Below are 11,696 nucleotides of genomic sequence, written 5' to 3'. Positions count from 1 at the left end.
ACTCGTGAGGCGGCAGTGTTTCTTCGGACTTCGGGAGTCTGCGTGGGCGGCGACGGAGCACCGGCGCGAAGGGTGTACGAGGACGCCGTCGAATACGTGTGCCGCAACGTCGACGCGTTGCGTGACCTGATCGGCCCGGCGCGGTGGGACGCGCCCTTCGCCGTGATCCGGGACGGCGATCCCGAGACCGGTGAATGGCGGGACGCCGTACGCGAGTTGCAGGACGCGGCCGAGGCGGCCGGCATCCCCGGCGGCATCGGTCTGCGCGCCACGATGGGTGTAAGTGACTGGCCGTCAGGGGCCCCGGCCCGGTCGGTCGGATGGGTCTGCCCCACGGGCCGCTGCGCGCGGGTGGATCTACGGAACGGGCTTGCCACGCCTCCCACCCTCGATCCCACCCCCGATCCCGCTCCTACGTGTGCTCTGACCGCCCGGCCGATGCGCCTCGTGGGGGACTGAGCCCGTTGGAACTGCTCGTCGAACTCCAAAAACGCATCCCTGATGGCTGGTTCCTGCGGCGGCTGCTGCCCGCCGCGCTGTTCGTCGTCGTCGCGATCGTGGGCGGCGGGCAGCTCGGTCAGCGCCACTGGAACGACCTCGGGCTCGCCCGCGAGAGCATCGCCGACGGGCTGCGGCTCGGCGGCGGGCTGTCCGCCGACGGCGTCGCGTCCCTCGTACTCGTCGCTGTGGCGATCACGGCCGCCGCGTTCGCGGTGCCGTTCGCCGCAAGCGCCGTCGGCGCGCTGGCGTCGGGGGCCTGGCCCTGGTGGCTGATGCCGGCGGCGCGGCGCGTGACCGCGTGGCGGGTACGGCGCTGGGCGCACCCGGACGAGATCGGCCGGGAGTCCGTACGCGCCCGCGCCGCCGGTCGGGAGTTCCGGGCGGACCGGCTCGACGCGCGCAGGGCCCGTACGAGGCCGGTCAGCCCCGGCTCGCCCACCTGGTCGGGCGACCGGCTCCGCGCCACGGAGGCGCACGTCGCGGAGGCGGCCGGGACGGACATCGCGAGCGAGTGGACCAAACTGCTGCTCGCGGCCCCGGACGTCTCCCGCGCCGCACTGAGCGACACCCGCACCGCGTACGACGCGGCGTGCGAAGCCCTCGCGTGGGGCGCGGCGTTCACGCTGCTCGGCGCCTGGTGGTGGCCGGCGGCGGTGGCCGGGGTCGTGATCTGGCTGGTCGGCTGGCTGTCGTTGCGCGGCGCGGTGGAGGCGCTGTGCCGTACGACGGAGGCGGTGTTCGCCCTGCGGGACGTACGGGACACGGACGGGCCGACGGCGGCGTAGGCGCCGTGGAGGTCCGGGGTGCGATCGGGGTGCGATCGGGGTGCGATCGGAGTGCGATCGGGGCCGTCGATAAGCTGCCCGGCATGGCCGCGACGAGGAAGCCCGGACGAGCACCGAGGCCCCTCACCGAACTGCCGGACGTGTACGCCTTCTTGGACGAGATCCGGCTGCGACCGGGCATGTGGGTACCGCGTGGTTCGCTTTCGCATCTCGAATCGGTGCTGCTCGGCTACCGAGTGGCGCTGGCCGTCCATGACATCGATGAACCTTTCGACTTCTGGAACTCGGGAGGCACCACCCCCTTCGCCGACTGGCTGTGGACCCGTCCGGGCATGCCGGACCAATCCTCCCTGAGCTGGGCGACGGAGATCGAACGGGCGGCGGAGCGGACGGGCAGGCCCGCGATGGAGATGTTCTTCGAGCTGCTGGACGAGTTCCGGGCCACGGGCGCCACCGGGACCGGTTGAGCCGCGACCCGGGACGGAATCGTCAGTGGCGGGTTCGCAGGGATTCGATCGCTCGGGACAGGCTTTTCGATCCGTGGCCCTGTGCGAGCTGCCTTTCGAAGAGGGTCTGGAGCGGGGCCAGCAGGTCCACCCCGATGCCCTGGGCCTTCGTGGCGGTCAGGATGTTGGCGAGGCCCACCGTGTTGATGTCGAGGTTGGACGTCTCCGTCGTGTAGTCGCCGGAGTCGATCTCCGCCGCGAAGCCGGGCAGCGCCGCGGCTGCCCCGTTCAGCCAGGGGACCAGGAGGCTGGTGATGTCCGTGGCCTTGATCCGCGCCGAGTCGGCCACCGCGACCGACTGGAAGAAGCCGGCGAACATGCCGTACATGCCACTGAGCAGCGCGACGTCGTACAGCGACGCCAGGCCGGGATCGGTGCCGACGAAGGTGGGGGCGCCCAGCAGGTCCAGTTGCGGGCGGTACGTCTCGAAGACGGCGGACGAGCCGCTGTAGAGGACGAACGCGTCCGGCGTACCGATCGTCTGCGGTACCGCGTAGACCGCCCCGTCCAGATACTCGGCGCCCTGCGCCGTCGCCCAGTCCGCCAACTCACGGGCGGGCTCCGGCGTTCCGGAAGTCACGTTGATCAGGGTCCGGCCGCGCAGCGCGTCGGCGGCGGGCGTAAGGACCTCGCGTACGTTGTCGTAGTCCAGCACGCAGACGATGACGAGGTCCGCCGCCGCGATGGCTTCGGCGGCCGTCGCCGCCCGGTTCGCGCCTCTGGCGACGAGGTCGTCGGCCTTGGCCGGTGAGCGGTTCCAGACGGTGGTGCGGTGGCCGTGGTCGAGGAAGGCGGCGGCCAGGGCTCGGCCCAGATTGCCGAGGCCGATCACCGCGACGGACGGCGGGGTGGGCTGTGAGGTGGTCTGCGGGGTGGGCTGCGGGGTGGGCTGCTGTGCTGCGGGCTTGGTGTTCATGGGGGAACCTTGGCCGGTGGGACTGCCGATCGGCTGTCGGTCCGCTGTCGGTCCCCGGCAGTCGGGCGTCGTTTCGGTCCAACAGGGCTGGTGAGCAGCCGCGTTAGGGTGAGGCGTATGCGATTCGGGGTGCTCGGTCCGCTGGCCGTGTGGACGGCGGACGGCGATCCCGTGCCGATCCCCGGCGCGAAGGTCCGCGCGCTCCTCGCCCACCTGCTCGTCACCCCCGGCCGTGCCGTACCCGTCGGCCGGCTCGTGGACGACCTGTGGGGGTCGGCGCTGCCGGACGACCCCGGCAACACGTTGCAGGGAAAGGTTTCGCAGCTTCGCCGCGCGCTGGAGCGCGCCGAGCCGGGCGGCCGGGCCCTGGTGGCCGCCGGGCCCGGGGTTTCGGGGTACGTCCTGCGCAGCGGCCCCGGCGCCGTCGACGCGGAGCGCTTCACCGCGCTGCTGGACCGGGCGCGGGCCGAAGCCGTACCCCGTACGAAGGCGGAGCTTCTGTCCGAGGCTCTGGGGCTCTGGCGGGGCGAGGCGTTCGCGGACTTCGCCGGTGAGCCGTTCGCACTCGCGGAGATCAGCCGTCTGGAGGAAGCGCGGCTGACCGCGCTGGAGGAACAGGCCGAGGTACGGCTGGAGTTGGGCCGCCACGCGGAACTGGCCGGTGAACTCGGCGCCCTGGTCGCGGCGCATCCGCTGCGCGAGCGGCTGCGGGCCGTACATCTGCGCGCGTTGTACGGCGCGGGGCGGCAGACCGAGGCGCTGGCGAGTTTCGAGGACCTACGGCGCCGGCTCTCCGACGAGCTGGGGCTGGAGCCCGGCCGCGAACTGGTCTCCCTCCAACAGGCGGTCCTGCGGCAGGACTTGGCGCTCATTGCGACGACCCGCCGCCCCGGACCCCGCGTCCGTACGAATCTGCCGTCGCCCATCACGGGCATCGTCGGCCGGGACGAGGCCGCCGCGAGCGTGCGCGACCTGCTGGCCGCCTCCCGGCTGGTCACGCTCACCGGCCCCGGCGGGGTCGGCAAGACCCGGCTGGCCGTGGAGGTCGCCCGGCGTTCCGCCGAGGCGTACCCCGACGGCGTATGGCTGGTCGAACTGGCCGCGCTCGCGCCGTCGCCCGGTCCTCGTGCCGATCCGGACGTGGTGAACGCGGTGGCCGAGGCCGTGATGAGGGTCCTGGACATCCAGGAGGCGGACGGCGCGGGTGACCGTGACCCTGACCGTGACCCGGCGGTGTCCTCGCCGGTCCGCAGGCTGGCCGGCGCGCTGCGCGACAGACGGCTGCTGCTGGTCCTGGACAACTGCGAGCACGTCGTGGACCCGGTCGCCGAGCTGACCGGCGCGCTGGTCCCGGACGCCCCCGGACTCACGGTGCTGACGACCAGCCAGGAACCGCTCGGTATCAGCGGTGAGCGGGTGTGGGCGGTCCCGCCGCTGCCCCTGTCGAGCGCGGTCGAGCTGTTCACCGAGCGCGCCGGTGCCGGTGCCGGTGCCGGCCCCGGTGAGGCCGAGACCGACGCCGTCGCCGAGCTGTGCCGCCGTCTCGACGGGATTCCGCTCGCCCTGGAACTCGCCGCGTCGCGGGTACGGACCATCGGCGTACACGGTCTCGTCGCCAAGCTGGACGACCGGTTCAGACTGCTCGCGGTCGGTCCCCGTAACGCACCCGACCGCCAGCGGACCCTGCGCGCGGTGATCGACTGGAGCTGGGGACTGCTGACACCGGCCGAGCGCGTCGTACTGCGCAGACTGGCTGTCCACAGCGGGAGTTGCTCCCTGGAGGCGGCCGAGACGGTCTGCGCGGGGGACGACGTGCGGCCGGCGGATGTCATCGAACTGCTCGCCCGACTCGTGGACAGGTCCCTGGTCGTGCTGGCCGACCGGCCGCAGGGCCCCCGCTACCGGCTGCTGGAGTCGGTGCGGGCGTACTGCCTCGAACAGCTCGGCGCAGCGGGCGAGTTCGACACCGTACGCGAACGGCACAGCCGGTACTACACCGAACTGGCCCTGCACGCCGCCCCGTTGCTTCGGGGCCCGGAGCAACGGCGCTGGCTGGAGAGGCTGGACGCGGAAGCGGCCAATCTGCGGAGCGCGCTCGATTTCGCCGTACGGCAGGGCGCCGGGGATGGAGCCGGCGAACGGGCCCTGCATACGGTGAACGCGCTGGCCTGGTACTGGGTGCTGCGCGGCCGGCCGGCCGAGGCCCGCCGGTTCCTTGACTCGGCGCTCGCGGCCGCATCCACGGCCGCCCGGCGGCCCACACCCGATCGCGCCCTTGCCCTGGCCTGGCGGGCGGGAGTCGGCCTGCTGGAGGGCGAATCCCACGGCGCGGAGGGCAGGTTCCGCACCGCACTGGCGGCGTACGAAGGCGAGCACGCGGGCGACCACGGCCTAGGGGCGGGCGATCCCGCCGGCCGCGCCACGGCCCTGTGGTTCCTGGGTTTCGCCCAGATGGGATCCGGCGACGTCGCCACCGGGGAGAGCCTGGTCAACCGGTCCCTGGAGGCGTTCGACGCCATCGGCGATACGTGGGGGACGGCGGCGGCCCTGAGCGTACGGGCCCGGCACGCGATGGCCCGTGGCGACCTCGACGCGGTCGAACGCGACGGTGAGCGCAGCGCCCGCCTCTTCGAGGAGACCGGCGACCGGTGGGGGCGGCTCCAGACCGTGTTCCCGCTGGCGACGCTGAGCCAGATCACCGGCGACTACGGGCACGCCGCCGACCTCCACCGCGAGGGGCTGGCCATCGCCGAACAGCTCGGGCTGTGGACCGAGGCCGCCAAGCGGCTGACCGGTCTGGGCCGGATCTGCCTCCTCACCGGCGACCACGCACAGGCACGCGTGTACCACGAGCGGGCGCTGAAGCTGGCGCGGGAACAGAACTTCCGGTCCGGAGAGGTCGACGCCGAGATCGGGCTGGGACTCGGCGCCCGGAAGGAGGGCGCGTACGAGCAGGCCGAGCGCCATATGCGCGGACTGCTTTCCTGGTTCCGCGAGGTGGGTTACGGCCCCGGCAGCACGCTGGCACTGGCGGAACTGGGCTTCGTCGCCGAACTGCGCGGCGACGCGGCGACCGCCCTCGCCCTGCATCTGGAGGGCTTCGACGCGGCACGCGAACTCGGCGACCCCAGGGCCATGGCGCTGGCGCTGGAGGGGTTGGCGGGAGCGCGGGCGGCGGCCGGCCGGTACGGGCAGTCCGCGACGCTGCTGGGCGCGGCGGCGGCGGCCCGCGAGTCGGTGGGGGCGCCGCTGCCGCCCGCCGAACGCGGGGACGTGGACCGCGTGTCGGCGGCGGCGCGGGACGCGCTGGGCGGGGCGGGCTTCGCCGCGGAGTTCGACCGGGGCGCGCGGCTGGACATGCAGGGGGCGCGGGCGTTGGCTACGGGGACGGTGTGACGGGCGCGCGGCGCCGCTCCGCCCCCAGGTCCTGACCGCGCCTCACTCACCACACCCTCATCTCGCCCGCTGCGCGCTGCCCGCCATCAGACTCTCCCGGAGCAGCAGACCGAATTCGTCCGGCCGTTTCGCGTAGCCGACATGCCCGCCGGGGAACAACACCAGCTCCTTGCCCAGGCGTTCGGCCAGCACCACCGCCGGGCGGTGCACGTCGTGCGTACGCGAGTCCTCCCCGCCCGCCACCACGATGCGCCCGGTCAGCGGGGTCATCGCGGCGAGCGCCGCGAGGTCCGGCACGAAACGCGTGAACGGCCGCATCACATGGGCCAGGAAGAAATCGGTGTTGTCGTTCGCCTCAGGCAGCACCGGCGCGGGACGGCCGCCGAAGACCGCGCTGAACTGCTCCGCCGCCGCCGGGATCCCCGCACGGCGGTACGTGGCGTGGACGGCGTCGATGAAGGCCAGCCGCTCCACGCCGTCCGGCAGCAGCGCGAAGGCGGGCGGCTCGTGCACGACCAGCGCGGCGATCCGCTCCGGCCGCCGGACGGCGAGTTCCAGCGCGAGCTGGAGCGCGATGAGCCCGCCCGAACAACTGCCGAAGACCTGGACCGGCTCGCCGGGAACGGCCACCCGGTCCAGCAGACGGGCCGCGTCCTCGGCGTGGACCTCGATGCGCTGGTCGACCGGCGGGCCGACGAGCGGACTGCGGGAGTTGCCGCGCGGGTCGAAGGTGAGGACGCGGTGGTCGACCGCGAAGTGGGCGGCGAGCCGGTCGAATACGGCGGCGTCGGAGTTGCCGCCGCCCATGAGCAGCAGGAGCGGGCCGTCGCCGTGTACTTCGTAGTACAGGACGGCGCCGGGCACGGCCAGCGTGCCGGTTTCGGAGTTCAGGGTGTCCATCGCGCTCCAGATCGGGATCGCCGTAACGTCGTTGAGTCATCGATTTTCCACTCAGGGTAGCCAGCTCCCGTATCGTGCGCCGAGACCGAGCGCACCGTTCCGTCCCCCAGGGGGAGCCGGCATGGCAGACGACATGGCAGACGACGCGGCAGACCCCGGCGCGCCCAGACCGCGCCTCCTGCTCAACGCCCAGCCCTTCGGCTTCGGGCCACCGGCGGCGACGGCGGTTCTCGCCCGCGAACTGGCGCCGCTGTGCGACGAGTTGGGCTACTTCGGGGGCGGCCACACGCTGGATCTCCAGCATCGGCCGCCGTATCACGCGGTGTACGGGACGACCGGCCTGTCCGACGGCGAACGGCTGGCGTGGCTGCGGCGACTGGCGCCCCGGTACGACCTGTTCGTCACGGCGATGGATTTCGCCGAGGCCGCGCTGGCCCGGCGCGCCGGGCTGAACGTCGCGGTCTACGACGCGCTCACCTGGTTCTGGCCCGAGATCCCGGCGGTGGCCGGGGACGCCGCGCTGTACATCGCGCAGGACTTCTTCGGCGTCCGCGAGCGGATCGCGGCGGACCCGGCGCTGCGGCGCAACGCCGTGATCGTGCCGCCGATCATCCCGCTCCTGCCGCCCCGGCAGATCTGGCGGGGCGGGAGCGACGGCGGGCGGCAGCACGTCCTGCTCAATCTGGGCGGTCTCCAGAACCCGTACTGGGAGCCGTCCGACGCCGTCACGTACGCGCGCCTGATGCTCGACGCCGTACGGGCGGCGCAGCCCGCCGGCCGGCCGGTCGTCGTGACGACGAGCCGCGCCGTGGCCGCCGCGCTCGACGACCGGGACGTCCGCACCGACGACCCCGACACCGTGCTCGACCTGATGAGCGGCGCCGCGTACGCCTGCATGACCCCGGGCCTGGGCAACATCTACGACGCGGCGGCGACGGGCGTACCGACCCTGTGGCTGCCGTCCGCCAACGAGACCCACCACCTCCAGGCCAACCTGCTCTCCACACACGGCTTCTGCGACGCCCGTCTGGACTGGCCGGACATCGGCGGCCCCGCCGACTACGCCGTGGGCTCACCCGCCGCCCCGGAGTCGATCACGAAGGCGATCGTGTCGGTGATACGCCAACTCTCCACCGCACAGAACCTGCCGACCCTGCGCGACCGCCTGTCGGACGCGGTGGCCAAGTCCACGGCGGGACTCGGCCTCGCTCCCGGCAGGGCACGGGCCCTGACGGGCCGCTTCGGCCACGGCGGCACGGCGGAGGCGGCGTCGGCGCTGACGCGGTGGGTTGGGCGGAACGGGGTCCGCGGTACGCGCTGATCGTTACGGCCCTGGCGTACGGACGGTCGATAAGCCACGGTGGGACTCCGGCGAGCACGTACATTCGTCGTCTCTGCGAGGAGTTGACGACATGGAAGCGCTACGGGCGTCGGCGATGGGTTTTGAGGTGCGATGGTCAACGCTCCGCCGAAGATAACCATCCCGGCAAAGAGCTGGTGGGCTACTGAGATTGATCGGTGCCCAGTCGTGCCGAAGGACCGCCAGTTCTTGGAACTTCGGCGTGATCTTGCAGGATCGTGGAACCCGGCCACACGCCTCTGACACCATGGAGTGGTGACAACGAGCTGTGGTCAAGCATTGGCAAAGCCCCTCTAACGCCGCAGGTCAGGAAGAGTGTTCCCCGCGCAGGCGGGAGTGTTCCACGAGATCACCATGTCCGACTTCCCTCTTCTGCCCGATGCCGAGACCGTCGTGAAGACCGCGGCCACGTACGGGCGTGACCTCCTCGAGCGCGTGCTGTCGACCGCGCTCCAGGCGGGTATCGCCGGTGTCGTCGTCGCCACCCCGCTCGACGGCAGTATGTGGCACGCCGCCGGGGCCGCCGCCGTCGGCGCCGCGCTCTCCCTCCTCAAGGGCCTCGCCGCCAGGATCCGCGACATCACGAACAGCGCCTCGCTCGCCAAGGGCGTCTGAAAGTAGGAGCACCACGTGTCTGATGAGCCGTCGAACGGCGAGCTGGGGCGGCTCATCCAGTCCTTGCGCGAGGACTGGCGCGAGGATCTGGGGCAGCTCAACCAGCGCCTGGACGCCGTTGTCCCACGCGACGTCTACACCATCGAGAAGACGCAGTTGGCCGACCGGGTCACCGCGTTGGAGACACAGCGGGAGAAGGACGCGGAGCGCCTGATCGCGACCCGCCGGTGGATGATCGGCGTCGTCATCACCGTGTGCCTGGCCCTGCTCCCGTACCTTGCGGCGATCGTGACGGGGGCCTCGGCATGAAGCACAGGGTAAAGGGCGCGGGGCGCCAGTCGTGGCGGGGCAACGCGCTCGCCGTGGCGGGCGCCGTGCTGGCCGGCGGCGCGTTCCTCACGGTCCAGGACCTCAGCCACGACCTCCGGGAAGCGAACGAAGCGCGCGACGCGCTGGCGGTCCAGGTGCAGCGCCTCGGCGCCAAACCCGTGGCCGGGCCCCCAGGGTCGCGCGGGCAGCCCGGCGAGGGCATCGTGGGGCCGACCGGCCCGCAGGGCGAACAAGGGCCCATCGGCCCAACAGGGCCTGAGGGCCTGCCCGGTGACGACGGGGCGGCGGGTAACGACGGAGCGAACGGCGTAGGCGAGCCCGGTACCCCCGGAGCTGACGGCGCCTCAGTCGTCGGCCCGGCAGGCCCCCAGGGTGAGCCGGGTCCGGCTGGTCCTCCGGGGGCGGACGGCGCCGACGGCGAGGATGGCCGCGATGGCGCCGACGGCCAGACGTGCCCGGCCGGCTACTCGCTCCAGCCGCTACCCACCGACCCGGACGCGCTCGTCTGCCGGCGGGACAGCGCGCCGGATCCGGAGCCGAATCCGGGCCCGAGCGGCATGGCGATGGACCCGTTCCGCCGCCAGTACCCATAACCGGTCAGGTCACCGTTTCACCACTCCCTCTTCACGTGGGTTGCACAGGCCGGATGATGCTCCTCACGATCCGTGCCCTTGGGGGGACCATGCGTACAACCACCGCCGCGATAGGCGCTGTTCTACTGCTCGGCGCACTCACCGCCTGCTCAGGTGGCGAGGAGAGCACGACGGAAGCGAAGCCAAGCCCGACGCCCACATCGTCGCGCGCCTACGACGTCCACGACTGCAAGGCCCTACTGGAGCGCAACTACGAAGCGGAAGCGCTCCGTGACGCCACCGGAGATCCCGAGTGCGAGCACCTCACCCAGGACGAGTACACCGAAGTCGTGGGCGAAGTCCTCTCCGGCCGCAAGGACGAGATCATGGAGGACGCCACCTATCAGGTTGTGTGGGATGAGGCGTGGGACAGCACGGATGCGGATCAACAGCAGGTGGTCTGCGATCGGCTGGCCAAGGACGGGGCTGTTGCCGTGGGGCAGGAGATGATGGACGACGCTGCGGGGGCCGACGACGAGTCGGGCAATCCGATCGACATGGTGCAGTACTTCCTTGATGAGAAGTGCTGACCGCCCGAACCGGCTCGCGACGAAGTCCACACCGGGATCGCCCACGGTGGGGTCGTAACACCCCCGCCTGCGCGGGGAACCGCAAGAAACTGGCCCGTGAGCGGGAGGCATACTTCCTACTCACGCAGCAGGGGGTCAGCAGCCGGGAAGCGTGCAGGATCGTCGGAATCAACCGCCGGCCGGGACAGGGGGCGCTTCTGTGTGTCTGCGTCGACACCCCATGCTCGCTGTACAGGCTCTGGCCATATCCGGGAGGGGAACCATCAGGTGGGAATCGTGGGCGGGCACTACAGGTCGGACATCGCAGCCGCCTTGGAGTTGGCGACGGATCTGGAGGACTCGCGCTCAGTGCGGCGACAAATCCGCTACATATCGGAACTCATATGGCCGCAGGAGGCGGTGAAACTCCTCACAGTCGGGCGCGAGGACCGCCAATTCGCAAAGAGCCCAGGCGTTGTCGTGCTGACAAACCAACGGGTGGTCTTCAACAGGTCCAGTCTGCTCGGGTACCTTGTGACGGCTCCCGTGGACGCCATCTCCTCCGTGGACTGGGCGGGCGGAACACTGAAGCTGAAGTGGCCGGTGGACGAGTTCATACGGGTCAGGGACGTACCGGAAGGCTCCGGAACCCTCCTGGCCAGCCGGCTCCGGGCACAGCTGGAGGAACGTCGGGTGAGTGAGCGGCTGGAGGAACAGCGGACGGCGCGGAGGAGGCGGGGGCTGCCCGAGGGCACGGAGAACTCCGCCGAGGACGTGACCACTCGCCTCTCGACGCTGGACCGGCTCCGGGAGGCGGACACGATTACAGAGGCGGAGTACCAGGAGCGCCGAGCGGCGATCCTGGGCACCATCTGACAGCCACGCCCCTCCACAGACACTGACGTGACGTGGGAGGTCGCCTCGTAGCTGCTCTTCGTCTCGCCCCTCTCGCCTCCGGGTGGGAGGGGCGCCGTCGTGCGTCCGAGTCGGGCCGGCGGGTCAACGGCCTTCACGACCAACGCTCTGAGACGCAGCAACACGCCCCCACCCCCGCCCGCGACTCCGGTCGCGAGCGAGGGCGCTTCATCATGCCCACTGAATCGAACCTGCGTCTGGCGGGCTACAGCAGTCTGCTCCGCGCTGCCGCTGGGCCTGATGCCGACCGTCGGCCCCGAGCGCGACGCCCCGGCCGAGGGCGCCGGGGCTCCTCACCGACCATCCCCGCAGCGCGACGCGCCCACAGCGC

The 11,696-nt window shown here is 71.9% G+C and carries 12 protein-coding genes; 10 read left to right on the top strand and 2 right to left on the bottom strand.

The window, feature by feature from the left end; translation table 11 throughout:
- Nucleotides 1–42 precede the first annotated feature (42 nt).
- From OG329_RS21620 to OG329_RS21610, 3 genes are all read left to right on the top strand, one after another.
- Entirely contained in the window at nucleotides 43–459 is a 417-nt protein-coding gene (locus OG329_RS21620) for a hypothetical protein (RefSeq protein WP_405797351.1), read from the top strand.
- A gap of 5 nt (nucleotides 460–464) precedes the next feature.
- Nucleotides 465–1,286: a hypothetical protein gene (locus tag OG329_RS21615; RefSeq protein WP_405797350.1), complete on the top strand. Its 822-nt coding sequence runs from the start codon at nucleotides 465–467 to the stop codon at nucleotides 1,284–1,286.
- A gap of 83 nt (nucleotides 1,287–1,369) precedes the next feature.
- Nucleotides 1,370–1,753: a hypothetical protein gene (locus OG329_RS21610; RefSeq protein ID WP_405797349.1), complete on the top strand. Its 384-nt coding sequence runs from the start codon at nucleotides 1,370–1,372 to the stop codon at nucleotides 1,751–1,753.
- A gap of 22 nt (nucleotides 1,754–1,775) precedes the next feature.
- Here OG329_RS21610 and OG329_RS21605 read toward each other — a convergent pair whose 3' ends face one another.
- A complete protein-coding gene (locus tag OG329_RS21605; protein ID WP_405797347.1) occupies nucleotides 1,776–2,708 on the bottom strand; it encodes an NAD(P)-dependent oxidoreductase in 933 nt (310 codons plus the stop codon).
- Between the two features lie 117 nt (nucleotides 2,709–2,825).
- Between OG329_RS21605 and OG329_RS21600 the strand changes: the two genes are divergently transcribed.
- Nucleotides 2,826–6,104, top strand: a complete 3,279-nt coding sequence (locus tag OG329_RS21600) for a BTAD domain-containing putative transcriptional regulator (protein ID WP_405797346.1) — start codon at nucleotides 2,826–2,828, stop codon at nucleotides 6,102–6,104.
- Nucleotides 6,105–6,161: 57 nt separating this feature from the next.
- On the opposite strand, the gene OG329_RS21595 is transcribed toward OG329_RS21600, so the two are convergent.
- A complete protein-coding gene (locus tag OG329_RS21595) occupies nucleotides 6,162–7,004 on the bottom strand; it encodes an alpha/beta fold hydrolase (protein ID WP_405797345.1) in 843 nt (280 codons plus the stop codon).
- Between the two features lie 121 nt (nucleotides 7,005–7,125).
- Here OG329_RS21595 and OG329_RS21590 point away from each other — a divergent pair, with 121 nt between their 5' ends.
- From OG329_RS21590 to OG329_RS21565, 6 genes are all read left to right on the top strand, one after another.
- Nucleotides 7,126–8,325 carry a hypothetical protein gene (locus tag OG329_RS21590; protein ID WP_405797344.1) on the top strand — a complete coding sequence of 400 codons (1,200 nt, stop codon included), beginning with the start codon at nucleotides 7,126–7,128 and terminating at the stop codon, nucleotides 8,323–8,325.
- 354 nt (nucleotides 8,326–8,679) lie between these two features.
- Nucleotides 8,680–8,979 carry a hypothetical protein gene (locus tag OG329_RS21585; protein WP_405797342.1) on the top strand — a complete coding sequence of 100 codons (300 nt, stop codon included), beginning with the start codon at nucleotides 8,680–8,682 and terminating at the stop codon, nucleotides 8,977–8,979.
- 15 nt (nucleotides 8,980–8,994) lie between these two features.
- Nucleotides 8,995–9,288, top strand: coding sequence for a hypothetical protein (locus OG329_RS21580; RefSeq protein ID WP_405797340.1), 294 nt, complete (start codon nucleotides 8,995–8,997; stop codon nucleotides 9,286–9,288).
- Nucleotides 9,285–9,902, top strand: a complete 618-nt coding sequence (locus OG329_RS21575) for a collagen-like protein (protein WP_405797338.1) — start codon at nucleotides 9,285–9,287, stop codon at nucleotides 9,900–9,902. The genes OG329_RS21580 and OG329_RS21575 overlap by 4 nt, the downstream gene beginning before the upstream one ends.
- A gap of 89 nt (nucleotides 9,903–9,991) precedes the next feature.
- Nucleotides 9,992–10,471 carry a hypothetical protein gene (locus tag OG329_RS21570; protein WP_405797337.1) on the top strand — a complete coding sequence of 160 codons (480 nt, stop codon included), beginning with the start codon at nucleotides 9,992–9,994 and terminating at the stop codon, nucleotides 10,469–10,471.
- 276 nt (nucleotides 10,472–10,747) lie between these two features.
- Nucleotides 10,748–11,326 (top strand): hypothetical protein, encoded by a 579-nt coding sequence (locus tag OG329_RS21565; protein WP_405797335.1) that lies wholly within the window; start codon nucleotides 10,748–10,750, stop codon nucleotides 11,324–11,326.
- The last annotated feature ends 370 nt before the right edge of the window (nucleotides 11,327–11,696 follow it).

The sequence above is a fragment of the Streptomyces sp. NBC_01506 genome, assembly GCF_045040295.1.
Lineage (GTDB): Bacteria > Actinomycetota > Actinomycetes > Streptomycetales > Streptomycetaceae > Streptomyces.
This window is presented reverse-complemented; position numbering and strand designations above follow the sequence as displayed.

Bases quoted from the DNA above. Each gene is read 5' to 3' on its own strand.
- OG329_RS21610 (WP_405797349.1), top strand. From the start codon at position 1,370: ATGGCCGCGACGAGGAAGCCCGGACGAGCACCGAGGCCCCTCACCGAA.
- OG329_RS21605 (WP_405797347.1), bottom strand. From the start codon at position 2,708: ATGAACACCAAGCCCGCAGCACAGCAGCCCACCCCGCAGCCCACCCCG.
- OG329_RS21600 (WP_405797346.1), top strand. From the start codon at position 2,826: ATGCGATTCGGGGTGCTCGGTCCGCTGGCCGTGTGGACGGCGGACGGC.
- OG329_RS21595 (WP_405797345.1), bottom strand. From the start codon at position 7,004: ATGGACACCCTGAACTCCGAAACCGGCACGCTGGCCGTGCCCGGCGCC.
- OG329_RS21590 (WP_405797344.1), top strand. From the start codon at position 7,126: ATGGCAGACGACATGGCAGACGACGCGGCAGACCCCGGCGCGCCCAGA.
- OG329_RS21575 (WP_405797338.1), top strand. From the start codon at position 9,285: ATGAAGCACAGGGTAAAGGGCGCGGGGCGCCAGTCGTGGCGGGGCAAC.
- OG329_RS21570 (WP_405797337.1), top strand. From the start codon at position 9,992: ATGCGTACAACCACCGCCGCGATAGGCGCTGTTCTACTGCTCGGCGCA.